Source organism: Pseudomonas fluorescens (genome assembly GCF_001708445.1).
Lineage (GTDB): Bacteria > Pseudomonadota > Gammaproteobacteria > Pseudomonadales > Pseudomonadaceae > Aquipseudomonas > Aquipseudomonas gorinensis.
Genome location: NZ_CP015637.1, coordinates 5,921,880 through 5,946,084 on the forward strand (window position 1 = coordinate 5,921,880; position 24,205 = coordinate 5,946,084).

Sequence of the window (24,205 nt, forward strand, 5' to 3'; positions counted from 1 at the left end):
GGCGGGCTACCTCGCGCCAACGCTGAGTTTGACCTGCACCGGGTGCTGTGGGTCAGTGGTTTTGCGCGCGCTTTGTTGCAGGTTCACCTGGACACCGGGTTGGGCCTTGAGCCGCTCGACAAAGCGAAACGCGTCACCCAGCCCTTTGGCTTCCAGGTCCAGGTGCAGCAACTGGGCCTGGGTGTTGACCTCTACGCGCGTCAAGGCGACCTCGCCGGACCAGGCCCGCGCCACGGCGTTCATCAGCGCAAAGGGTGTGCTGGACTGTTGGGTAAAGGCCGCCACCTGTTGTTTCTGCCGGGGCGACAGGCGAATAGCCGCCTGGATCAATTGCTCCTGGCGGCGGGTCAACTGGGTAAAGCGCTGCTCCAGGGCATCGGTCTGTTGTTGCTGTTGCGCCATGGCGTCCCATTGCTGCCATGCCTGGATGATCAGCAGGGTCGCCACCAGCCACAATGCCGCCACCAGCGGTCGATGGGTGGCGCTGGCCCGTTGGAAGTCGACGTGGGGGGCGTAGCCCTGTTGCCGGGCGCGAGCGAGGCGGGCAGTCAGCCGGGTAATCATGGTAACGGCGCTCCCAGCCACGGGTGCAGGGGGCCCAGCCAGTGCTCGGTGGGGCTGTTGGCGACGACCCGGGTAGCGGGCGCCTGTCGCTGGGCCAGCAGGTCGGCGGTGAACAGGTTGTCGCTCAAGGTGCTGCCGGGCTGTGTCGATATCACGCACACTTGATCGGCGCGCCCCTGGTGCCGATAAAGGCAACTGAGGCTCTCGGCTTCCGGCACTGCCAGTACGCAATCAGCCGGCAATTGCCGCCAGTACTGCTGCGCCATCGCCGTCAGCAGCGGTGCGCAAGTCACCAGGGGCAACCGCTGCAGCTTGAACAGCTCGCGCAGGTCGTGCAGCAGGTCCCGTGGGGCGGCAACGGCCAGGCGCTCATCGCCGAACGCACCCGCGGCGACCTGCACCTGCCAGCGCTCAGGGTCGATGCCGGCCTGTTGGTTGAAGGTGGCCTCGGCGAAACCTTGCCAGTCGCCTGCGCTGTACAGGCCGGTTTGCCACGGCAGCATCAGGTAGTGCACGTGGGGAAACCCCAGCAGCACCTTGGCCCGATCAAGCAAGCGCACGCGGCCGCGAGGGGCCTGTGCCAACAGTTCGGCGCAGGCGCCCAGGGGGTCGCCGGCCTGCTGGGCACCCCACACCTTCGCATTGCGCCCGCAGGCGCGCGCGGCCCAGGCGACACCGGTGCTGTGCAGCCACACCACGTGCTCAATAAAGGGAAATGACACGGTGCAGCTCCTTGAGCGTGGTGTCGCCCTGGGCCGCGTGGGCCAGGGCGATATCGCGGATGAACACGTGGCCGGCTTCGCGCGCCAGTTCGCGCAGGGTTGACGCCGAGCTGCGATGGAGCAGGCCCTCCTTGATGCTGTCGGTGACGCTCAGCACCTCCGCCAGGGCGAGCCGGCCGCGATAACCGGTATGGCGACAGGCCTCGCAGCCTTTGCCTTCGCGGTAATGGCCTTGCCTGAGCTGGGTTTCGGGCAGCTGGGCCAGGCGCGCGAGGTCCGCGTCGGGCTCCGCGTCCACGCCGCAGTCCGGGCAGATGCGCCGCACCAGGCGCTGGGCAACCACGCCATTGAGGGCTTCGACGAAACTGGCCGGGTCCACGTCCATATAGGTAAAACGCTCCAGCACGCTGAAGGCGCTGTTGGCATGCACCGACGACAGCACCAGGTGCCCGGTCAACGCCGCCTGCACGGCAATGCCCGCTGTTTCACCGTCGCGGATTTCCCCCACCAGGATGGTGTCCGGGTCATGGCGCAGGATCGAGCGCAGGCCACGGGCGAACGTCAGCCCCTTCTTGTCGTTCACCGGGATTTGCAGTACGCCGGGCAGTTCGTATTCCACCGGGTCTTCTATGGTGATGATTTTTTTCTCGCCGGTATTGGTCTCCGACAAGGCGGCGTAGAGCGTGGTGGATTTGCCGCTGCCGGTGGGCCCGGTCACCAGCAGCATCCCATAAGGCTCGCTGGCCAACACACGGATGCGCGTTATGGTATCGGCGTTCAAACCCAGGGTTTCCAGGCTCAGGGACTCGCCGCGCTGGGATTTGTCGAGGATCCGCAGCACCGCATCTTCACCGTGGATGCTGGGCATGATCGACACGCGAAAATCCACTTCGCGCCCCTGGATTTTCATCTTGAAACGCCCGTCCTGGGGCACCCGTCGCTCGCCGATATCCAGCTCCGACAACACCTTGATCCGCGACAGCGCCTGTTCGGCCATGTCCATCCCGCTGGCCTGGCCCATCTGCTGCAACACGCCGTCGATGCGGTACTTGATCACCAGGCCCTGGGGCGTGCTTTCCACATGGATATCGCTGGCGCGGCTTTGCAGTGCATCGAACAGCATGGAGTTGACCAGGCGCACCACCGGGTTGTCGTCGCGGGCGATGCTGCTCAGGGAAATTTCCTGGGCGGCTTGGCTGACCCGGACGTTTTCGTCGTCCTCGCCAAAGGGTTGCATGACCCGCTGGCTCGCTTCGGCCAGGCTCAATTGGGCCTTGACCGCATCGGGCAGGCTCATGGCCAGGGGCAAGGCACGCAGGCTTTGGGTGGATTGAATCCAGTGGCGATCACGCAGGGTGAAAGGCTCTCCGAGTACCAGGCAAGGCCGGCCCTGATAGTCCACAGGCAGCACGTTGTGGATCAGTGCCTGGGGCAGCGCCAGCAGGTCGAAGCGCCAGTGCTCGGCCAGGTGTGCGGGCTCGATGGGGATCAGGCCCAGGGTGGTGGCGATCATGGGCAACTGGTCGGGCACGGTGTGCAGCACTTCGCGCAGGTAATCGGCCAGGGACAGGCCCCGTTGCGCCGCGAGTGCTTGCCATTGCCGTGTCTGTTCGCTCATCGCGCTACCCCTGGATGGAACCCGCCAACTCGAAAATCGGCATGTACAACATGAACACGATCAAGCCGATCAGCCCGCCCACCACCAGCATCAGCAGGGGCTCGAAGACTTTGCTGAACAGCTCGATGGCGCGTTCCAGCGCTTCATCGTGGAACTGCGCGATACGCTCGCACATGGCCGCCAGCTCGCCGCTCTGCTCACCCACGCGCAACAGGCGCTCGGCGACGGCGGTGGTCAGTTGGTGGCGGGCCAGCGAAGTGGACAGGGGCTGGCCGGCCTGGATATCGGTCAGGGCCTGGTGCAGGTCGGCTTGACGCTCGACGGGCAGCAGCGCACCGGACAATTGCACGGCCGTGACCACCGGTATCCCACCCATCAGCAGCATGCCGGCGGTGCGATAAAACCGCGCGAGCACGAACAACGTGCGCTGGGCGCCCAGGCTGGGGATTTTCCAGAACAGGCTGGCGGCGCGACGTTTGAAACCGGCACTGCGAAACAGCAACGCCAGCCCGGCAATCGCCAGCACCACGCCAAGCAGCAGCGCCATGCCGCGCGCCTCCACCAACGCGCCCCACCACACCATGAAGCGCGCCGTCGCTGGCAGGTCGGCGACCGCGTCGAACACCGAGGCAAAACGCGGGATCACGAAAAACAGCAGGAACAACAGGATCAACGCGCCCACGCTGAGCACCACCAAGGGGTACATCAGGGCGCCGCTGACGCGTTTTTTCACGGTTTCCAGGTGCGCCTCGAAATGGTGGTAGCGGCGCAGGGCGACGGCCAACTGGCCGCTGTGTTCCGAGGACGCCACGGTGGCGATCAACAGCGAAGGAAAGGTCTGTGGCTTGAGCTGCATCGCCTTGGACAGCGAGTTGCCTTCGTACATGGACGCGAGCAGATCGCTCATGACCTGCCGGTTGATGCCCTGGGGGGCTTTGTCGCGCAGGGTTTCCACGGCTTCCACCAGCACCAGGCCGGCATCGAGCAGCACCACCAGTTCCTGGATAAACAGGCCCAGGGCGAACCGGGTGCGGCGGCTGGGCAGTTTGAGTGGGCGGCGGGCTTTCAACGAAATGACCTGGGCGCCGTCGGCCTGCAGTTGCTGGCGTGCCTGGGCGATATCGAGGGCTTGCAGGCGCAGGGACTGCAAATGGCCGTCGCGGATGATGCGCGCGTCGATGTCGATCATGGTGATTGCCTGGCCAGTTGCTGGCGTTGCTGCAACAACTCGGAGTAGTAGCGCCATACCGCCAGGGCATAGCGTGAACGCTGCGCTTGTCGATCCGCCTTGGCCCCCGCGTTATAGGCGCCGATTGCCTGCCAGCCGTAACCCTGCTCGCGGATAAAACCGGCAAGGATCCATGCGCCGACCATCACACTGGTGCAGGGCTGGGTGAGCAGGTGCTGTTCGGAGATGCCGAATCGAGCCAGTGCGGGCAAGTGGCGGCTGTTGATTTGCATCAGGCCGATGTCCTGGCTGCCGTCGCTGTTGATATTGCGCGCGCTGGGGTTGAGGCCGGATTCGACCTTGGCGATGGCGTACAGCAAGAGGGGGTCGACGTGGTAGCGGCTGGCTGCCAGCTGCCAGCAGTCGGCCTCGGCGACGCCGGAAAGGCACAGCAACGTCAGGGCGATTCGTAGTGTGTGCATGGTGGGTCACAAGCCGTACACGATGTCGGCGTAGGTGTTCACGCCACCGGCCTTGCCGTCGCGCCCCAAGGAGATGATTTCTGCATCGTTGGGCGGTGTACCGGGATTCTTGTAGAGATAAGGGTTGCCCCAGGGGTCTGGCGGCAACACTTTCAAATAGGGGCCTTGCCAATTGTTCGCGTTGGCGGGGCGTGTAGTGAGCGCATTCAAGCCGAGTGTTTCGTCCGGGTAATTGCCGTTGTCCAGGCGGTACTGGTTCAGGGCATCGGCGAGGGACTTCATTTGGCCTTGGGCGGTCTGGACCTTGGCCAGTTCCAGGCGATCAAACATCTTCGGGCCGACGTAGCCGGCAAGCAGGGCGATGATCAGCAGGACGACCAGCAACTCCAGCAACGTGAAGCCGCGAGCGGGGCTGTGGATAAAGGTGCGAGTGCGCATGGAGAGATACCCTGTTGGGAGTGCCAAGGTACGGCGGTTGTGTGTAACTCTCCCGGCCCGCTGTTTGGCGGGCACCGCCGGTAGGACTTCATATGTTCTATAACGCTGGGTCTTGTGACACTTAGTCTCTTCGCGGTTTTTGCATGGGTTCAATTATAGCGTTGATAAATATAGGGGGACGGGGATTTGGCTATAACCTTTGGCTCTTATATTGGGCCGGTGACTGAATAACGCCTATAAAAACGCCGCATAAGGTATGCGGCGCTGAATGTATCAAGTAGGCGGCTTAATGGTTATAGCTTGTCCCAAGCGTTTACCCAATTGCCATTTGCGTGCCCCGGTTCATACGCTGGAAGTGAGCACCAACCGGTTGCCGGCCAAGGTTTGCATTCATAGTTGCTGCCATTATGGGACACCTTGTCTCCGGCCTTGTAATTGGTCCCCGGCACATACGCAGGGTATTCCCCTCCACCGCTGCCGGGGTTGACCGTAACCGTAGTCGTTGCTCGGTCATTTTTATAGTTGCTGCCGTCATATACCGTCAGGCTGATATTGACGGTGGTGGTTTTATCCACCGTTGGCGCAGTGAACGTGGCTGTCGATTCATGAAAGTTACCGCCGAGGAAGTCGTTGTCCCACTGCCACCGGATTGGACCGTTGTTGTAAAACTTGGAGTTTCTGCCGTTCATGGTGAACGTGTCACCTGATTTAACGGGCGCGTGGGAGTCGATCACGGCTTCAGGTGCGCGTGGATCGATCGGCTTTTCGCCGCCTGGGATAATGGCCATCGCCTTGGAGTAACCCTTGGCCGTTGTGAACACGGAGTTGACGCTCGGATCCGTTGGGTTGAACACAATGTTACTACCCTGTTTTTCCCCAACTTTGGCGATGCTTGGATTGATTTGGTCCGCCAACTGCCGGCCCCATATTTTGGGGTCCAGGTTGCTTGGGGTAATGGGGAGGGTGATGTCTACGACTTCTTTGGCTTGCGGTGTGTTGTCCAGGATACGGAAGTGCACGGAATCACCGGCTTTGAGCTCGTTCATGACAGCATCGATGAATTGACCCAGATCCACCCATGGTGCCGGGACTCCACCCCCTGCAATGTTGATATCGCTGCAGTTATAGAAACCCTCGCCTGCCGGATCGATACGTTGCCACTGAACGAACAGGGTCGCTTTGCCTATTTGCCCCGAGGGGATAGGTACCGGGAACTTGAAATACCCGGAGGAAGGTAGCGCAGGAGGATTGCTGCCCCAGTTGGTTTGGGCCGTGGGCAGTTGTTCGGTGTGAATAAGGACCAAGTCATTCCAGGTCAACGGTGATCGGGTCGGGTCAAAACCAGGTCTTGTCAGGAACACTTTCGCAAAGCTGGGAACGTGCGGCGCCGTACCGATGATGCGAACGTCGATCATGCCATTGGAGGGAACGACGTCGGTCCGATACCAATCATCTGACACAATGTTCAGGCCGTCTTTTTTTATATCTGCCGCCGCGCAAAGCGTGCCGTCTGGCACTTCTCTTTTAACCGTTTCCGGATCGTTATAACCGGGCTCCTTGATCAAATGCGCCACTTCGTTCCACTGCTGGCCTGGATACTGACCACTTTTCTTGGCTAAGGCAGCGCAACCGGCATCGCTGGGGTTGCCCGACCAGAAATCCGGGAGCGTTCTGCAGTAGACCTGGCGTGATATGGGCTGATCCACCGCGCCATGTGCCCAACTCAAGGCCGGCGCCAGACACAGCGCCGCCAATGTCCATGTGCAAAGTCTTTTCGCGTAGTTATTCATGTTCGAATCCACCTTCAATTCAGATAAACAAGTTCCGAACTGCTGGAACGATCAGTTGTGTGAGTGCATTGGCATCATCGGGTCGTCTGATCTCCCATGGGAGTGGTGCGGGTTGCGGGGTTACTCTGTCCAGGACCGTACAGAAACACCCACCCTTGATAACTACCTTGCCCTGTAAAACTCTGATCCTTGACTGAAAAATTGCCTTGTTTGAACGGCGTGCCCTTGGCCTTGCTGAACACCCCCATGATGGTTTCGCCGGGGCCCGCCACCACGCCCCATTCGGTGCTGCCGCTCAGCGGGTCGGCATAGACCCGGCGCAGGTAGCGCTTGACGGTCGGTTGGCGGCGGTCGAGCACCAGGTCATCGAGGGATTTCGGAAAGGTGTGGCCGGCGCTGTAATACAGGCCGATCGCGCGGCGGATTTCATTCCCCCGCGCCAGCAGCTCCAGCTCGCGCTCACGCTGCAACACGCTGGCCGTGAGCGTGCCCACTTCCATCAGCATCACGGCCACCACCGCTACCGTCACCAACATGCCCATGAACACCGAACCGTGTTGACGCTGTTTACCAATCCGCATAGGCGCTCCCGTCATTCGCATTGCCGGGGGCGCCACTGCGCACATCGCCCAGGCCTTGTTCGTCGGAGGGTTGCAATTGCCAGGTATCGCGCTTGCCGGTCAGCGGGTCGAGGGGGATTTCGCGCAGGTAGCGGCGGTCCACCAGGGCTTGCAGGGACTCGGGATTGGCACCGTGGTCTTCGCGGTATTGGTCGAGCGCCTGGCGGATGGAAGACAGGTTATGGCGCAGCACGGTTTCCTGGGCCTTGGCGTGCTGGCGAAAGTACTGGGGGGTCACCAGGGTCATGAGGGTGGCGATAATGGCCATGACCACCAGCAGTTCAATCAGGGTAAAACCCCGATTACCACTGGCTGTATAACGTTCCATTCAAACTCTCCCGTGTGCTGCGGGATGAAACGTCAAAGACATCTTTCCCCTCTTGTGGGTTATCGGCGCTGCTCTGGTAGCTGCGCAGTTGCCAGGTTTGGGCAGGCGACAGTTCGGGACACTCGCAGACGGGGTCGCGGGGAATGCGGCGCAGGAAGAAGAGTTTCTTGCCTTTGAGGTCGGTCTGGTCGGTGACCCCCTCGACCAAGGCTTGCAAGGTGGGTGGATAGCCGCTGTCGCCGATACTTTTTTGGATACGGCCGTCGTCGGCGGCCTCTTTGTAGGAATCAATCGCGCGGCGTATTTCCCGCAACGACCGTTGCAAGTCCAGTTCTCGATCGCGTTTACCCATCAACGCCGTCAGCGGATAAGCCACTGTCGACAGCGTGGCCAGCAAGGCCAGCGTCAGTAGCAATTCAATCAGCGTAAAACCTTTAGCGCAGTGATGGCTGGGAGGCCCCTGCCACATCACTGTTCAACCTCCCTCTAACCCGCCAAGGACTTCAGCACTAACCCAGGCCAATGGACGTAACTGCAAGGGTGAGTGTAGATGAAGTTTTAAACAGAGTGTTTTTTGTACAACTGGCGGATAAACGGTGGTTACCCACAATGGCTGTGCACGTGGCTGTGGATAAGGTGTTCGCGGTTGTCCACAGGCCACGTAAAATCACACCTGTAGCGCGCTGTATGAAAAGTGATCACCCTAAGTGACGGTTTTTACGGGGATTTTAGTGTGGATAAGGCCGCTGCCTGCGGTCGACTTGCCCCCAAAGTCTGTTGGCGGTTCTGTGGATAAGATGTTCGCTATCGGCTACGGGCCAGGTAATACGTGGCTTTGCCAGTCTTGGTTAAATATTGATCGATTGTGTGTTTTTGCGCCTGTAAAAGGCTGAAAGCCCCTATTTATCGCGTCTTGCAGCAGTTTTCCACAGAAGGCGTGAAGTTGCCCCCAAAGTCTGTTGGCGGTTCTGTGGATAAGGTGTTTGCGTTCAGCTACAGGCCATAGGCGACGGGCCTTTCAGGGTGTTGATCGAAAAGTGATCAATGGGCGGCGAAACCCGGTGATCTGAATAAGTCACGGATTTTCTTCGGTTTATTTTGCGGGGTGAGCGCAGTTGCCCACAATTGCTGTGGGTGGCTTTGTGGATAAGTTGTTGGGCAAAGGCTGGAGGGCAGGCTGGCAGTGGTCTGCGAGAGATTTGATCAAATATTAAGCAGTGTGAGGTTCAAGTGTGGGAGGGGGCAATCCCCCTCCCACATTTTTGAGCGGTGGGTATCGGTTATTCGTGTGCAGCCACGCCCTTGAGGTAAGGCGCCGGCGCCGCGCCCAGGTTGCTCAACATGCGCTCGCTGTACCAATCCACAAAGTTCACCACGCCGAACTCATAGGTCTTGGAGTACGGGCCCGGCTGGTAGGCGCTGGAGTTGATGCCGCGCTGGTTCTCCTCGGCCAGGCGACGGTCCTGGTCGTTGGTGGCGTCCCACACCTGGCGCATGCGTTCCACGTCGTAGTCCACGCCTTCCACGGCGTCCTTGTGCACCAGCCACTTGGTGGTGACCATGGTTTCCTGGGCGCTGATCGGCCATACGGTGAACACGATGATGTGATCGCCCATGCAGTGGTTCCACGAGTGCGGCAGGTGCAGGATGCGCATCGAGCCCAGGTCCGGGTTCTTGATACGGCCCATCAGCTTGGCGCAGCCCTGCTTGCCGTCCATGGTCATGGACACGGTGCCCTTGAGCAGCGGCATGCGCACGATACGGTTGCGCAGGCCGAAGCTGGCGTGGGCGTAAGGGATCTTCTCGGCGTCCCAGGCAGCGGCGGAGGCGGCCACGTGGTCCTTGAAGGCCTGGTCGGCGCGCGGGTCGGTGACGTCGTCCCACTCCAGCAGGGTTTTCAGCAGTTCCGGGTGCGACGCGTTGCAGTGGTAGCACTCGCGGTTGTTTTCCAGCACCAGTTTCCAGTTGGCCTTTTCCATCAAGGTGGTTTGCACCGCCACCTTGGTGTTCTCCATGTCGTAGGGTTCCATGTAGTGGTTCAGGGTCGACAGGAAATCATCGATGGCCGGCGGGTTCTCGGCCAGGCTGATAAAGATATAACCGCCGGCGGTCTTCACGTTCACCGGCTTCAAGCCGTACTGCTTCATGTCGAAGTCGGCGCCCATCTCGGTGCCGGCGAACAGCAGGCGCCCGTCCAGTTCGTAGGTCCATTGGTGGTAGTGGCAGACCAGCTTGGCCACCTTGCCCTTGTCGCTGGTGCACAGGCGCGAACCGCGGTGGCGGCAGACGTTGTGGAACGCGTGCACCACGCCTTCGGCGCCACGGATCACGATGATCGGGTTCTTGCCCACTTGCAGGGTCAGGTAGTTGCCCTTGGTGGGGATCTCGCAGGTCATGCCGGCGATCAACCACTCTTTCTGGAAGATCTCCTGCATGTCGATATCAAACAGCCGGTCATCAGAGTAGAACGGCTGTGGCAGCGAAAACGTGCGCTCGCGCTCTTGCAGCATCTGCGCGGTGGCCTTGCGTGCGGGTTCCAGCGGATCGCCCAAGCTTAAGGTTGCGGTGACGTCCATCGTGTGTGTCCTCATGGCCATTCTGTGTGGCCGGCGAATAGTGGCTGATCAGGTGTGCAGCAAGGCGTAAAGAAAGCGTCGTTGTTGGGAGCGAGTGTGGGGCTGCTGATGCGGCGAACCTTATCCATGAGCGACATGGCCCACTCTGATCCCGACGCGCAAGCCCCGTGGTATGGGGGCTGGTCGCGATAAGTATGTGAATGTCGCAGATAGGTAAGTGGGCGGTTCTCGCGTTACGCAGAATCGCCACCATAAGGCCGACCTCGGCGGTGGAGAACAACATGTCCAATAATTTCCTGAATCCGGTAACCACCCAGACCTGGGCCAATGGTCGGCACATTGTCCGTTGCGTCAAAGTCATCCAGGAAACCTGGGACGTGCGCACCTTCTGCTTCATGGCCGACCAGCCGATCCTGTTCTTTTTCAAGCCGGGGCAGTTCGTCACCCTGGAGCTGGAAATCGACGGCCAGCCGATCATGCGCTCCTACACCATTTCCAGTTCGCCGTCGGTGCCCTACAGCTTCTCGGTGACCATCAAGCGCGTGCCGGGCGGCAAGGTCTCCAATTGGCTGCACGACACCCTGCATGAGGGCCAGGAGCTGGCGGTGCACGGGCCGGTCGGGCTGTTCAATGCCATCGACTTCCCCAGCCCGAAAGTGCTGTACCTCAGTGGCGGCGTGGGGATTACCCCGGTGATGTCCATGGCCCGCTGGTTCTACGACACCAACGCCAACGTCGACATGACGTTTATCCACAGCGCCCGCTCGCCCAAAGACATCATCTACCACCGCGAGCTGGAGCATATGGCGTCGCGGATCGATAACTTCAGCCTGCACCTGATCTGCGAGAAACACGGGTTGGGTGAGCCTTGGGCGGGTTATCGCGGTTATCTGAACCACAAGATGCTGGAACTGATGGTGCCGGACTTCCTGGAGCGCGAAGTGTTCTGCTGCGGGCCTACGCCGTATATGAACGCGGTGAAGCGCCTGCTGGAAGTGGCCGGTTTCGACATGGCGCGGTATCACGAGGAGTCCTTTGGCGCTACGCCGCCGGAAGCGCGGGCGGATGCCGTGGAGCAGGCCGAACAAGCCGCCGATGCGCCGGAAATCGATCTGGCAGACCTGCACCAAGTGGAATTCATTGCCTCGGGCAAGAGCATTCGCGTGGCCCCGGGTGAAACCGTGCATGCGGCGGCCGCCAAGCTGGGCCTGTTGATCCCGAAAGCCTGCGGCATGGGGATCTGCGGCACATGCAAGGTGCTGAAGCTGGGTGGCGAGGTCGAGATGGACCACAACGGCGGGATCACCGAGGAGGACGAAGCTGAAGGCTACATCCTGTCGTGCTGCAGTGTGCCGAAGGGCGATGTGCGCATCGAGTTCTGAGGCTCAGTACAGCCCCGGCCGACGATCCCGATGAACATGGTTGTGGTCGCTGATTGACTTGTTCCTGGCCTGTGCCAGTGGCAGGTCGGCCACCCATTGTTGTTCCATCGGCTGGGAGGCTGCTCCGGCCAGCGGGTAGCCATCGGCGTCGACGATGACCGAACCGCCTACCCAATTGACGCCACGTTCTTCGCCATAACGGTCGCACGCAGCGATGAACATGCGGTTGACCGCCGCATTGGCCTGGACCCGCACGATCTCTGCCGGCCGTTCACCCACGGGGCGCGGGCCGTCCGGCCAGTTCACCGGGGCGCAGAGCAGGTCGGCTTCCGCCAGTGCTGCCAGGCGTACCCACTCCGGCAGTTCCAGGTCGTAGCAGATCATCATGCCGATCCGCCCGACGGCGGTGTCGACCACCGGAGGCGGCGCATCACCGGCGGTGAAGATCAGTTTTTCGCGGTCCCACAGGTGCGCCTTGCGATACACCGTCAACCGCCCGCTGGGCTCTACCAGCGCGGCACTGTTGGCTACGCGTCCCGCGCTCAGGCGCTCGCAGAAGCCTGCGACGATGATGATCCCCAGCGCTTGCGCGAGGCTTTTCCACAGGCTCAGGGTCGGACCGTCGCGTGTCTCGGAGGCCTCGTGGGCTTCCTCCAGGTCCGTGAACATGTAGCCGCTCTGAACCAGCTCAGGCAGGACGATCACCTGCGCGTTAAGGCTGGCCGCTGCGCGAATCGAGCGCTCGGTCAGCGTCCGGTTGTAGTGGGTATCGCCGATACGCGGCGCCAGTTGATGACAAACCACGCGTAGCAGGGTCACGACAGGTCTCCTTCCAACGCTCGCTCACTGGCTTGCACGGCCCGCGCTTCGGCGGCGTGGTCGAGGTGGCGGCTCATCATGCAGTAGACCATTGCCGAGACCGCCAGGCCGACGACGAACGCAACATCCGCGCCGCCCAGCATCACGCTGATCGGTCCTTGATAAAAACCCAGCGACATAAACGGAATCATTGCCGCCAGGCCGAGGAAATAGGCAATGAGCCCGGCGCTCGACCAGCGCCCATAGATACCGGCCGGGTTGAAAATGTCGCTGATTGCGTAGTGCCCTTTTCGTATGGCATAGAAATCTGCGAGGTTGACGGCTGTCCAGGGCACCAGGAAATACAGCATCAAGAGGACGAAGGTGTTGAAGCTGTTCAGGTAGCTCTCGGGGATGCTCAAGGCAATCACAAAAATCACCGCGGCCACCAGGCTGATCCCAACGATGCGGCTCCTGATCCGCGGCTTGATCGGTACAAAACCGTCAATGGCACTGATCCCGGTGAGCATCGCGCCGTAGCAGTTGACCGCCATGATGCCGACCAGCGCGGGTACTGCGATCAACACGGTAAAGGTGCCAAACCCCGGAAGCAGTTGGTTGCCCACGGCCTGTACGCTGCCGATGGCGTCGGGCGAGGGCAGCGCCGAGGCGAGGAAGGCCCCCAGCGACATCAGCCACAGCGCCGAGCCGGCGGCCCCCAGGTAGGTCCAGAAGATGACGCTGCGCGACGGCGTGTTATGCGGCAGGTAGCGCGAGTAATCCGAGACGTAGACGGCGTAGCTGATCTGGTAACCCGCGGCGGCTGAAAGCTGGATCAGAAAGGCCGACCAGGAAAAATGTGCGTCGACCACCGCGGTGTCGGCCTGCAGGTACATCACGGCGGCGACCGTGAGGACCGCGAACACGCTGATCATCACGTAGGTCAGCCAGCGTTGCACAGTGTGCAGGAGGTCGTGGCCGATCACGGCGACCACCACTGCCAGGATGATCATCAAGGCGTACCACGGTGCACGGTTGCCGGGCAGCACGGTATTGATGGCGTCGGTCGCCAGGATCACGTTGAACACGTTAAAGCCGATGTACACGAACACCACGGCGATAAAGGGCACGATGGCCCCGCGCAGGCCGAACTGTGCCCGCGACTGGATCATCTGCGGCAACCCCATGCGCGGCCCCTGGTTGGCATGGAACGCCATGGCAAACGTGCCCAGGCCCACGCCGATGACTATCGCCAGGATCGCGTACACCAGGCTCAGCCCCAAGGCGGCGCCGGTAAACCCGGTGACCAGGGTGGTCAGTACGAAGTTACCGGTGAACCAGAACGGCGCCTGATGCCAGACCTTGCCGTGGCGTTCATTGCGCGGCACGTAGTCAATGGAACGGGTTTCGATTTTCAGCGTAGCGGAGGGCGGGGCAGCCGATCGGTTGGAGGGCGCGTTCATAGGCATCACGGTCTGTTTTTATTAAGTGAGGCTACGAAGAGTCTTGTAACTAAAAAGACAATTGAATCGCTATTCGCAAATAATCACTTCACGAATTTCTGAACTGATTGCCTGAAGCCTGCTGACACAAGGCCTGTATGACGCATCAGTTTTTTATTCCCAAGTGATATAGAGACATTTCCTACAACTAACTACGCTGAGCATCTCAGCCGTCGTATTCGCCCTTCGCATTGAAGCAGTAGGTGGACGTCCTCATTTCATGCCAAGGATGATGACCATGTCTGCTATTCCCTCTCGCAGTAAAGGTGCAGCGCGCTTGCTTGCCAACGATGTCACTGCACTGATTCCAGACTTTCCTTTTCATTACGCCCGGTTTCTTGAGACGGCCGCCAGTCAGGGCACGCCGTTGGCGCGGGTATCCCACCTGGCGTATGGCAGCCAGGTATTGATCGTCGGGGGCGGGGTCGCCGGCCTGGTGACGGCCTATGAAGTCATGCGCATGGGGTTGCACCCGGTGGTGGTAGAGGCCAGTGACCGCATCGGTGGGCGACTGTATTCCCATGTGGCAGGTAATCCGCAAGATCCGGATAACAGCGTCATCTGCGAGCTGGGCGCCATGCGCTTTCCTGTTTCAGGCAAGGCGTTGATGCACTATTTCAACAAAGTTGGCATGACGGCCCGTTCGACCGATTTTCCCAATCCGGGGTCGGCGTTTACCCCCAGTACGGTCGTCGACTATCAGCAGCAACAGGTCTATTACGAACGCGATAACCTGCCGCCTGATTACGCTGAGATCGAGGATAAGTTATTCAACGTGTTTCTTGAGCAGAACCCGATCAAGTTCACTGAGATGGAAACGGCAATGTCCGAGGGCAGCCTGGATCAAGCCAAGATCAAAGCCCTGTGGAACGCGATCCTTGATGCGGGTTGGGACAACCTCAGTTTTTTTGCTGCGATGGTCGAGCAGGCGGGTTGGAGCCGCGAAGATATCGATCTGTTCGGCCAGATCGGCTTCGGCACAGGCGGTTGGAACACCGATTACCCGAACTGCTTCCTGGAGGTGTTACGGGTGCTGTATACCGGGCTGGATACCAACCACAAGCTGATGTACGACGGCTCCAGTGAGCTGCCAAACCGACTTTGGACGCGTGCCCCGGAGACTTTTGGCGACGCTATGGTTCATTGGCCTGCGGGTACCACCGTCCGAGGCCTGACCACCCAGGTCATCGCTCAGCCTTTGAAGCAGGAAGTGCGGCAGATCCTGCGGCGGCCGGATGGCAAATTCGACGTGTGGGTGTTTGATCATCATCTGGCAGGCGAGCGCCAATACACCTTTCCTGCCGTGGTCTACACCCCTCAAAAGCGGATCCTCGATAAATTCCGTTATATGGACGGCGCTGCCCGCTTCAATCAGATGAATGACCTGTTATCCCCCAAGGAATGGGAAGCGGTGATGTACACCCATTACATGCAGTCGGCAAAAATCTTCGCGCAAACCAAACGACCGTTCTGGACCGACGTGGGCGTGGATTTGCAGCACAAGATGAGCGTGACGTTGTCGGACCGAATCACCCGTGGCACCTACCTGCTGGACTATGGCCGCAGCGAAGGGCCTCACAGAGGCAGTGGCATGTTTTTGTCTTACACCTGGAATGACGACAGCCTCAAATTCCTGGGTGATCGCAGTGCGCCGCTGCCGTCTCATGTGCAGTTATGCACAAGCTTGCTGGATAGCGTGTACGCCCCTCATCAGTTGAACCTGGCGGCTGAGTTCGGCATGACCAATCCCTTTGTCGAGATCAACTGGGAAGAGCAGCCGTTTTTCCTGTGCGCGTTCAAAATGAACCTGCCGGGACAATACGAGTACCAGCGCTTGCTGTTTTCCCAGTTCATGAACGGTGTGTCGAGTGGGCAACCCGATGGGTTCATTCTCGCCGGGGACGATGTTTCCTGGACGGGGGGCTGGGCGGAAGGGGCGGTAACGACGGCCTTGAACGCCGTAAATAAACTGGCGGTGCACTTCAACGGTGGGACCTTGCTCACCAACCGCGGCCCCATTGATGAATGGCAAGCGCTTCAGCCCAAAGCCTTGTGAGCATAGGTGTGTGAGTGAGGTGCGGGAGCGATAGGCGCGCAAGTGGCTCCAGTTGCGCGTCGCAGGTCATGAGGCTGCGACGCGGGCTTGCGCGGCCGTCGTTTCAGGCACCCATGACTTCGCGAATATCCGCCGCCAGTTCGCGCACGCGTTCTTCTTCGGTATCCCATGCACACATGAATCGCGCGCCGCCTTTGCCGATAAAGGTGTAGAAGCGCCAGCCCTTGGCCGTCAACGCTGCAATCGCCGGTTCCGACAGTTGCAGGAACACGCCGTTGGCCTGCACCGGGAACATCAACTCCACGCCGGGAATATCCGCCACCAGGCTGCTGAGCAACTGCGCGCAGTGGTTGGCGTGGCGTGCGTGTTTGAGCCAGGCGTCGTTTTCCAGCAGGCCCACCCAGGGGGCGGAGAGGAAGCGCATCTTCGAGGCCAGTTGGCCGGCCTGTTTGCAGCGGTAGTCGAAGTCTTCGGCCAGCTTGTGGTTGAAGAACAGGATGGCTTCACCCACGGCCATGCCGTTCTTGGTGCCGCCGAAGCACAACACGTCCACCCCGGCTTTCCAGGTCAGGTCGGCGGGTGAGCAGCCGAGAAACGCGCAGGCGTTGGAAAAGCGCGCGCCGTCCATGTGCAGGTTCAGGCCGAGTTCCTTGCAGGTGGCGCTGATGGCGCGGATTTCTTCCGGGGTGTAGACGCTGCCGACTTCCGTCGCCTGGGTCAGGGTCACTACGCGCGGTTTGGGGTAATGGATGTCCTGGCGCTTGAGGGCGATCTCGCGGATCGATTCCGGGGTCAGCTTGCCGTTTTCAGTGCGGGCAGTGAGCAGTTTCGAGCCGTTGGAGAAAAACTCCGGTGCGCCGCACTCGTCGGTTTCGACGTGGGCGGTTTCCGAGCAAATCACGCTATGGTAGCTCTGGCACAGCGAAGACAGCGCCAGGGAGTTGGCGGCGGTGCCGTTGAAGGCGAAGAACACTTCGCAGTCGGTTTCGAACAGGTTACGGAAACCGTCGGCGGCGCGGTGGGTCCATTCATCGTCGCCATAGGCGCGCTGGTGGCCGTGGTTGGCTTGTTCCATGGCGGCCCAGGCTTCCGGGCAGATGCCGGAATAGTTGTCGCTGGCGAATTGCTGGCTCTTGTCGGTCATGGCCCATTCCTGTGGTCGATGTTGGTGCGCACTTTAACCAAGATTGTCGGGCGTGCGCACGCACTGTAAATGCAAAGTCACTGGGGAATTATGCACGGTACTGAAACGATGGCTGTCGGACGTGTCCGTGATGGCGCTTTGGATTTGCTCAAGTGGCTGGCGCTGCTGTGCATGGTGCTCGATCACCTGCGCTACGTCGGCCTGAGCCTGGATGGCCTGTATGTACCAGGGCGCCTGGCGTTCCCGTGGTTTTGCCTGGCGATTGCGGCGAATCTGCATCGGGTCAGGAACGCACCCGTGACCGGCCAGTGGCGCTACCTGGGTTGGTTGTTGCTGTTCAGTGTGATCAGCGAAGTGCCGTACCGGATGTTTATCGACGATGCCGATACGTTGAATGTGCTGCCGACCCTGGCCTTGGGGTTGCTGGTTGCCCGAGGATGGCAGCAGAAGGCGCTGGTTGATCGAGGATTGGCGCTGATCGCTGTCACGATAGCCGCGGTATTTTCGACGCAGTTAATGTTCGGTTTCTTTGGTGTATTGCTGCCACTGGCGATGCTGCTGGTGTTTCGCAGGCCTTGGTATTTCAGTCTGTTGCCGGGCCTGGTGTGCGTGGCCGCCAACCAATGGCAGATCCTGCTCGATAGCGGCACGCCGGTGGCGCTGATGGGGTTGGCGGCGTGCCTGATTGCGCCGTTGGCGGGATTGGTCCTGTTGCGACATGCCCGCAGCGCCTCGCCGCCAGCCATGCGCCGCTGGGCCTATTCCCTCTATCCCCTGCATTTCCTGCTGCTGCTACTCGTCCGCAAGATCATCGCCTGACCTCCTGTAGGAGCGAGCTTGCTCGCGAAAAACGTCAACGATTATGCGGATTGCCTGAATGAATACCGCGCCCTCAGGTTTTTCGCGAGCAAGCTCGCTCCTACAGGGGCCAGGGTCATTTGCAGGCAATGTCGTAAACGCACCTTTGCGTGGCGTCCGTAGGCATTTGACCTGCCTGCGCCAGCCCTACCATCGCATCAAAGGGCTATGCCACCGTGCACGGGCCTCAACAATACGAAAGGCTGGGAGAGACGCGATGTTCAGCAAGAAAGACCAGATCCAGGGTTATGACGATGCACTGCTGGCGGCGATGAATGCCGAGGAGCAACGTCAGGAAGATCATATCGAGCTGATCGCGTCGGAGAACTACACCAGCAAGCGCGTCATGGAAGCCCAGGGCAGCGGCCTCACCAACAAATACGCCGAAGGCTACCCAGGCAAGCGCTACTACGGTGGTTGCGAGCACGTGGACAAGGTCGAGGCCCTGGCCATCGAGCGCGCCAAGCAGCTGTTCGGCGCCGATTACGCCAACGTACAGCCGCACTCCGGCTCCTCCGCCAACAGTGCGGTTTACCTGGCGCTGCTGAACGCCGGCGACACCATCCTCGGCATGAGCCTGGCCCACGGCGGCCACCTGACCCACGGCGCCAAAGTGTCGTCCTCGGGCAAGCTGTACAACGCCGTGCAGTACGGCATCAACACCGACACCGGCCTGATCGACTACGACGAAGTCGAGCGCCTGGCCGTAGAACACAAACCGAAGATGGTAGTGGCCGGTTTCTCCGCCTACTCCAAGACCCTGGATTTCCCACGTTTTCGCGCGATCGCCGACAAGGTCGGGGCGCTGCTGTTCGTCGACATGGCCCACGTTGCTGGCCTGGTCGCCGCTGGCCTGTACCCGAACCCGCTGCCGTACGCCGATGTGGTCACCACCACCACCCACAAGACCCTGCGCGGTCCCCGTGGCGGTTTGATCCTGGCCAAGGCCAACGAAGAAATCGAGAAGAAACTCAACGCTGCCGTATTCCCCGGCGCCCAGGGCGGCCCGCTGATGCATGTGATCGCCGGCAAGGCGGTGTGCTTCAAGGAAGCCCAGGAGCCAGGCTTCAAGGCCTACCAGCAACAAGTGATCGACAATGCCCAGGCCATGGCCAGCGTGTTTATCAAACGCGGCTACGATGTAGTGTCCGGCGGCACCGATAACCACCTGTTCCTGGTCAGCCTGATCCGTCAGGGCCTCACCGGCAAAGAGGCGGACGCCGCCCTTGGTCGCGCCCACATCACCGTCAACAAGAACGCCGTACCGAACGACCCGCAGTCGCCGTTCGTGACCTCGGGCCTGCGCATCGGCACCCCGGCGGTGACCACGCGCGGTTTCAAAGTGCCGCAGTGCATCGAGCTGGCCGGCTGGATCTGCGACATCCTCGACAACCTCGGCGATGCCGACGTCGAGGCCAACGTGGCCAAGCACGTGTCTGCCCTGTGCGCTGATTTCCCGGTTTATCGCTGAGCGCGGTTTTGGAGTAATGACTATGCAACGCTACTCGGGCTTCGGCCTCTTCAAGCACTCACTCAGCCATCACGAAAACTGGCAGAAGATGTGGCGCACGCCGACCCCTAAAAAGGTCTACGACGTGGTCATCGTCGGCGGCGGCGGGCATGGTCTGGCAACCGCCTACTACCTGGCCAAAGAGCACGGCATCACCAACGTGGCCGTGGTCGAGAAAGGCTGGCTGGGCGGCGGTAACACCGCGCGCAACACCACCATCGTGCGCTCCAACTACCTGTGGGACGAGTCGGCGCACCTGTACGAACACGCGATGAAACTGTGGGAAGGCCTGTCCCAAGACCTGAACTACAACGTGATGTTCTCCCAGCGTGGCGTCTACAACCTGTGCCACACCCTGCAGGACATCCGTGATTCCGAACGTCGCGTCAGCGCCAACCGCCTTAACGGCGTGGATGGCGAGTTGCTGAATGCCAAGCAAGTGGCCGACGAGATTCCGTACCTGGATTGCTCGAAAAACACGCGCTACCCGGTACTCGGCGCCACCGTGCAACGTCGCGGCGGCGTGGCCCGTCACGATGCCGTGGCCTGGGGCTTTGCCCGTGCGGCCGACGCCCTCGGCGTGGACTTGATCCAGCAGACCGAAGTGATCGGCTTCCGCAAGGAAAACGGCGTGTGCATCGGCGTGGAAACCAACAAGGGTTTTATCGGCGCCAAGCGCGTCGGTGTGGTCACCGCGGGTAACTCCGGGCACATGGCGTCCCTCGCCGGCTTCCGTTTGCCGATCGAATCCCACCCGCTGCAAGCGTTGGTGTCGGAGCCGATCAAGCCGATTATCGACAGCGTGATCATGTCCAACGCCGTGCACGGTTACATCAGCCAGTCCGACAAGGGCGACCTGGTGATCGGCGCCGGTATCGACGGTTACAACGGCTATGGCCAGCGCGGCTCGTACCCGGTGATCGAACACACCATCCAGGCCATCGTCGAGATGTTCCCCGTGCTGTCGCGGGTGCGCATGAACCGCCAGTGGGGCGGTATCGTCGACACCACCCCGGATGCCTGCCCGATCATCTCCAAGACCCCGGTGCCGAACATGTTCTTCAACTGCGGTTGGGGTACCGGTGGCTTCAAGGCCACCCCAGGCTCAGGCAACGTGTTTGCCGCCAGCCTGGCCAAAGGTGAGATGCACCCATTGGCTGCACCTTTCTCCATCGACCGTTTCCACAACGGTGCATTGATCGACGAACACGGCGCTGCGGCCGTCGCCCACTAACAGGAGAAATTCCCTATGTTGCATATCTTCTGTCCTCACTGTGGCGAACTGCGCTCCGAAGAGGAATTCCACGCGTCCGGCCAAGCGCACATCCCGCGCCCGCTGGACCCGAACGCCTGCACCGATGAAGAGTGGGGCGACTACATGTTCTTCCGCGATAACCCGCGTGGGTTGCACCACGAACTGTGGATTCACGCCGCCGGTTGCCGCCAGTATTTCAACGCGACCCGCGACACCGTGACCTACGAAATTCTTGAAACCTACAAGATTGGCAGCAAGCCGCAATTCACCGCCAAGGCTTCTGGAGAGAAGGTATGAGCCAGATCAATCGCCTGTCCAACGGTGGCCGGATCGACCGTAACAAAGTCCTGACCTTCAGCTTCAACGGCCAGAGCTACAAAGGCTTCGAAGGTGACACCCTGGCCGCTGCATTGCTGGCCAACGGCGTCGACATCATCGGCCGCAGCTTCAAGTATTCGCGCCCACGCGGCATCTTTGCCGCCGGCGCCGAAGAGCCGAACGCGGTGCTGCAGATCGGTGCCACCGAAGCCACCCAGATTCCCAACGTGCGTGCTACGCAACAGGCGCTGTACCAGGGGTTGGTTGCCACCAGCACCAACGGCTGGCCGAGCGTGAACAACGACATGATGGGCATTCTTGGCAAGGTCGGCGGCAAGCTGATGCCGCCGGGTTTCTACTACAAAACCTTCATGTACCCGCAATCGTTCTGGATGACCTACGAGAAGTACATCCGCAAGGCTGCCGGCCTTGGCCGCTCGCCGACCGAGAACGATCCGGACACCTACGACAACTTCAACCGTCATTGCGACGTGCTGGTGGTCGGCGCCGGCCCTGCTGGCCTGGCGGCTGCACTGGCCGCCGCGCGCAGCGGTGCCCGCGTGATCATCGCCGATGAGCAGGAAGAGTTCGGCGGTTCCTTGCTCGACTCCCGCGAAAGCCTCGACGGCAAGCCCGCCACGGAATGGGTCGCCAGCGTTATCGCCGAACTGAAAGCCCTGCCGGACGTGGTGCTGCTGCCCCGCGCCACCGTCAACGGTTACCACGACCATAACTTCCTGACCATTCACGAGCGCCTGACCGACCATCTCGGTGACCGTGCACCGATTGGCCAGGTGCGCCAGCGCATCCACCGTGTGCGTGCCAAGCGTGTGGTCCTGGCGACCGGTGCGTGTGAGCGTCCGCTGGTGTACGGCAACAACGATGTACCGGGCAATATGCTCGCCGGCGCGGTCTCCACCTACGTGCGCCGCTACGGCGTGGCACCGGGCAAGAAACTGGTGCTGTCGACCAACAACGATCACGCCTACCGCGTTGCCCTGGACTGGTTTGACGCTGGCCTGCAGGTGGTCGCCGTGGCCGATGCCCGTCACAACCCACGTGGCGCGCTGGTGGAAGAAGCGCGCGCCAAAGGCATTCGTATCCTCACTGGCAGCGCCGTGATCGAGGCCCGTGGCAGTAAGCACGTCACCGCCGCTCGCGTGGCTGCCATCGATGTGAAAGCCCACAAAGTCACCAGCCCCGGCGAGTGGCTGGACTGCGACCTGGTGGCCAGCTCCGGCGGCTACAGCCCGGTGGTCCACTTGGCCTCGCACCTGGGCGGCAAACCGACCTGGCGTGAAGACATCCTCGGTTTTGTACCGGGCGAAGCCCCGCAGAAACGCGTGTGCGTCGGTGGCATCAATGGCGTCTACGGCCTTGGCGATTCCCTGGCGGACGGTTTTGAAGGCGGCGTGCGCGCGGCCAGCGAAGCCGGCTTTACCCCGGTGGAAGGCACGTTGCCCAAAGCCTTGAGCCGTCTTGAAGAGCCGACCCTGGCGCTGTTCCAAGTGCCTCACGAGAAAGCTACCGCACGGGCGCCGAAGCAATTTGTCGACCTGCAAAACGACGTCACCGCCGCCGCCATCGAGCTTGCTACCCGCGAGGGTTTCGAGTCGGTCGAGCACGTCAAGCGCTACACCGCGCTGGGTTTCGGCACCGACCAGGGCAAGCTGGGTAACGTCAACGGCCTGGCGATTGCCGCGCGCTCGCTGAACGTGACCATCCCGCAGATGGGCACCACCATGTTCCGTCCCAACTACACGCCGGTGACCTTCGGCGCGGTAGCGGGCCGTCACTGTGGGCATATCTTCGAGCCGGTGCGCTACACCGCGCTGCACGCCTGGCACGTTAAAAACGGCGCCGAATTTGAAGATGTCGGCCAGTGGAAACGCCCATGGTACTTCCCACGCAATGGCGAAGACCTGCACGCCGCCGTGAAACGTGAATGCCTGGCCGTGCGCGACAGCGTCGGCCTGCTGGATGCCTCCACCCTCGGCAAAATCGACATCCAGGGCCCGGATGCGCGTGAGTTCCTCAACCGCATCTACAGCAACGCCTGGACCAAGCTCGACGTGGGCAAGGCGCGCTATGGCCTGATGTGCAAGGAAGACGGCATGGTCTTCGATGACGGCGTCACCGCCTGCCTTGCCGACAACCACTTCCTGATGACCACCACCACCGGCGGCGCGGCTCGCGTACTCCAGTGGCTGGAAATCTACCAGCAGACCGAATGGCCGGACCTGAAGGTGTACTTCACCTCGGTCACCGACCACTGGGCGACCATGACCCTGTCCGGTCCCAACAGCCGCAAGCTGTTGGCGGAAGTCACCGACATCGACCTGGACAAGGACGGCTTCCCGTTCATGACCTGGAAGGAAGGCTTGGTTGGCGGTGTGCCGGCGCGGGTGTTCCGTATCTCGTTTACCGGTGAGTTGTCGTACGAAGTCAACGTGCAGGCCGACTACGCCATGGGCGTGCTGGAGCAAATCGTCGAGGCGGGCAAAAAGTACAACCTGACCCCGTACGGCACCGAAACCATGCACGTACTGCGTGCCGAGAAAGGTTTCATCATCGTTGGCCAGGACACTGACGGCTCGATGACCCCGGACGACCTGAACATGGGCTGGTGCGTAGGCCGCACCAAACCGTTCTCGTGGATCGGCTGGCGCGGCATGAACCGTGAAGACTGCGTGCGCGAAGAGCGTAAGCAACTGGTGGGCTTGAAGCCGGTCGATCCAAAAGTGTGGCTGCCGGAAGGCGCGCAGTTGGTGTTCGATCCGAAGCAGGCGATTCCGATGAAGATGGTTGGCCACGTCACCTCCAGCTATGCGCATAACTCCCTGGGTTATTCGTTTGCGATGGCGGTGGTCAAGGGCGGCTTGAAGCGTATCGGTGAGCGGGTGTTCTCGCCGCAAGCGGATGGCAGTGTGATCGAGGCGGAGATCGTGTCTTCGGTGTTCTTTGACCCGAAAGGCGAGCGGCAGAACATCTGATAGACCGGGTCGCCTGCATCGCAGGCGAGCCCCCTCCCACAGGGAATGCATTCCAAATGTGGGAGGGGGCTTGCCCCCGATGA

Annotated in this window: 21 protein-coding genes; 7 read left to right on the forward strand and 14 right to left on the reverse strand. The window is 61.0% G+C overall.

The window, feature by feature from the left end:
* Window positions 1-6: 6 nt before the first annotated feature.
* The 11 genes from A7317_RS26480 to gbcA all read right to left on the reverse strand — a co-directional run bounded on the left by A7317_RS26480 (window position 7) and on the right by gbcA (window position 10,306).
* Complete coding sequence (locus A7317_RS26480) at window positions 7-564, reverse strand: hypothetical protein (protein WP_069077117.1); 558 nt, start codon at window positions 562-564, stop codon at window positions 7-9.
* Window positions 561-1,286 (reverse strand): hypothetical protein, encoded by a 726-nt coding sequence (locus A7317_RS26485; RefSeq protein ID WP_237141780.1) that lies wholly within the window; start codon window positions 1,284-1,286, stop codon window positions 561-563. The genes A7317_RS26480 and A7317_RS26485 overlap by 4 nt, the downstream gene beginning before the upstream one ends.
* Entirely contained in the window at window positions 1,267-2,904 is a 1,638-nt protein-coding gene (locus A7317_RS26490) for a GspE/PulE family protein (protein WP_024077798.1), read from the reverse strand. Before A7317_RS26490 ends, A7317_RS26485 begins: the two co-directional genes overlap by 20 nt.
* Before the next feature lie 4 nt (window positions 2,905-2,908).
* On the reverse strand, window positions 2,909-4,093 hold the full coding sequence (locus A7317_RS26495; RefSeq protein ID WP_069077119.1) for a type II secretion system F family protein: 1,185 nt from the start codon (window positions 4,091-4,093) through the stop codon (window positions 2,909-2,911).
* On the reverse strand, window positions 4,090-4,554 hold the full coding sequence (locus A7317_RS26500; protein WP_024077796.1) for a transglycosylase SLT domain-containing protein: 465 nt from the start codon (window positions 4,552-4,554) through the stop codon (window positions 4,090-4,092). The genes A7317_RS26495 and A7317_RS26500 overlap by 4 nt, the downstream gene beginning before the upstream one ends.
* 6 nt (window positions 4,555-4,560) lie before the next feature.
* Complete coding sequence (gene gspG, locus A7317_RS26505; RefSeq protein ID WP_069077120.1) at window positions 4,561-4,992, reverse strand: type II secretion system major pseudopilin GspG; 432 nt, start codon at window positions 4,990-4,992, stop codon at window positions 4,561-4,563.
* A 293-nt stretch (window positions 4,993-5,285) separates the two neighbouring features.
* The gene (locus tag A7317_RS26510) at window positions 5,286-6,782 is read right to left on the reverse strand and encodes a lytic polysaccharide monooxygenase (protein WP_024077794.1); all 1,497 of its coding nucleotides are present in this window, start codon (window positions 6,780-6,782) and stop codon (window positions 5,286-5,288) included.
* 74 nt (window positions 6,783-6,856) lie between these two features.
* Window positions 6,857-7,363: a type II secretion system protein gene (locus A7317_RS26515; RefSeq protein ID WP_172831361.1), complete on the reverse strand. Its 507-nt coding sequence runs from the start codon at window positions 7,361-7,363 to the stop codon at window positions 6,857-6,859.
* Window positions 7,350-7,730, reverse strand: a complete 381-nt coding sequence (locus A7317_RS26520) for a type II secretion system protein (protein ID WP_024077792.1) — start codon at window positions 7,728-7,730, stop codon at window positions 7,350-7,352. Before A7317_RS26520 ends, A7317_RS26515 begins: the two co-directional genes overlap by 14 nt.
* Entirely contained in the window at window positions 7,705-8,199 is a 495-nt protein-coding gene (locus tag A7317_RS26525; protein WP_069077121.1) for a type II secretion system protein, read from the reverse strand. Before A7317_RS26525 ends, A7317_RS26520 begins: the two co-directional genes overlap by 26 nt.
* 811 nt (window positions 8,200-9,010) lie before the next feature.
* The gene (gbcA, locus tag A7317_RS26530; protein WP_024077790.1) at window positions 9,011-10,306 is read right to left on the reverse strand and encodes a glycine-betaine demethylase subunit GbcA; all 1,296 of its coding nucleotides are present in this window, start codon (window positions 10,304-10,306) and stop codon (window positions 9,011-9,013) included.
* A gap of 281 nt (window positions 10,307-10,587) precedes the next feature.
* On the opposite strand from gbcA, the gene gbcB reads away from it, so the two are divergent.
* Window positions 10,588-11,688, forward strand: a complete 1,101-nt coding sequence (gene gbcB / locus A7317_RS26535; protein ID WP_024077789.1) for a glycine-betaine demethylase subunit GbcB — start codon at window positions 10,588-10,590, stop codon at window positions 11,686-11,688.
* Window positions 11,689-11,691: 3 nt separating this feature from the next.
* On the opposite strand, the gene A7317_RS26540 is transcribed toward gbcB, so the two are convergent.
* A complete protein-coding gene (locus tag A7317_RS26540) occupies window positions 11,692-12,507 on the reverse strand; it encodes a nitrilase-related carbon-nitrogen hydrolase (RefSeq protein ID WP_024077788.1) in 816 nt (271 codons plus the stop codon).
* Entirely contained in the window at window positions 12,504-13,949 is a 1,446-nt protein-coding gene (locus A7317_RS26545; protein WP_069077122.1) for a purine-cytosine permease family protein, read from the reverse strand. The genes A7317_RS26540 and A7317_RS26545 overlap by 4 nt, the downstream gene beginning before the upstream one ends.
* Window positions 13,950-14,226: 277 nt before the next feature.
* Between A7317_RS26545 and A7317_RS26550 the strand changes: the two genes are divergently transcribed.
* Window positions 14,227-16,044 carry a flavin monoamine oxidase family protein gene (locus A7317_RS26550; RefSeq protein WP_024077786.1) on the forward strand — a complete coding sequence of 606 codons (1,818 nt, stop codon included), beginning with the start codon at window positions 14,227-14,229 and terminating at the stop codon, window positions 16,042-16,044.
* Between the two features lie 103 nt (window positions 16,045-16,147).
* Here the strand turns inward: A7317_RS26550 and A7317_RS26555 are convergent, their stop codons facing one another.
* Complete coding sequence (locus A7317_RS26555) at window positions 16,148-17,188, reverse strand: threonine aldolase family protein (RefSeq protein WP_003176549.1); 1,041 nt, start codon at window positions 17,186-17,188, stop codon at window positions 16,148-16,150.
* A gap of 90 nt (window positions 17,189-17,278) precedes the next feature.
* On the opposite strand from A7317_RS26555, the gene A7317_RS26560 reads away from it, so the two are divergent.
* The 5 genes from A7317_RS26560 to A7317_RS26580 all read left to right on the forward strand — a co-directional run bounded on the left by A7317_RS26560 (window position 17,279) and on the right by A7317_RS26580 (window position 24,122).
* Entirely contained in the window at window positions 17,279-18,007 is a 729-nt protein-coding gene (locus A7317_RS26560; RefSeq protein ID WP_069077123.1) for a TraX family protein, read from the forward strand.
* Window positions 18,008-18,263: 256 nt separating this feature from the next.
* The gene (glyA, locus tag A7317_RS26565; RefSeq protein WP_024077784.1) at window positions 18,264-19,517 is read left to right on the forward strand and encodes a serine hydroxymethyltransferase; all 1,254 of its coding nucleotides are present in this window, start codon (window positions 18,264-18,266) and stop codon (window positions 19,515-19,517) included.
* Window positions 19,518-19,539: 22 nt separating this feature from the next.
* Complete coding sequence (locus A7317_RS26570) at window positions 19,540-20,790, forward strand: sarcosine oxidase subunit beta (protein WP_010207084.1); 1,251 nt, start codon at window positions 19,540-19,542, stop codon at window positions 20,788-20,790.
* A 15-nt stretch (window positions 20,791-20,805) separates the two neighbouring features.
* A complete protein-coding gene (locus A7317_RS26575) occupies window positions 20,806-21,108 on the forward strand; it encodes a sarcosine oxidase subunit delta (RefSeq protein ID WP_024077783.1) in 303 nt (100 codons plus the stop codon).
* Window positions 21,105-24,122, forward strand: coding sequence for a sarcosine oxidase subunit alpha (locus A7317_RS26580; RefSeq protein WP_024077782.1), 3,018 nt, complete (start codon window positions 21,105-21,107; stop codon window positions 24,120-24,122). The genes A7317_RS26575 and A7317_RS26580 overlap by 4 nt, the downstream gene beginning before the upstream one ends.
* The last annotated feature ends 83 nt before the right edge of the window (window positions 24,123-24,205 follow it).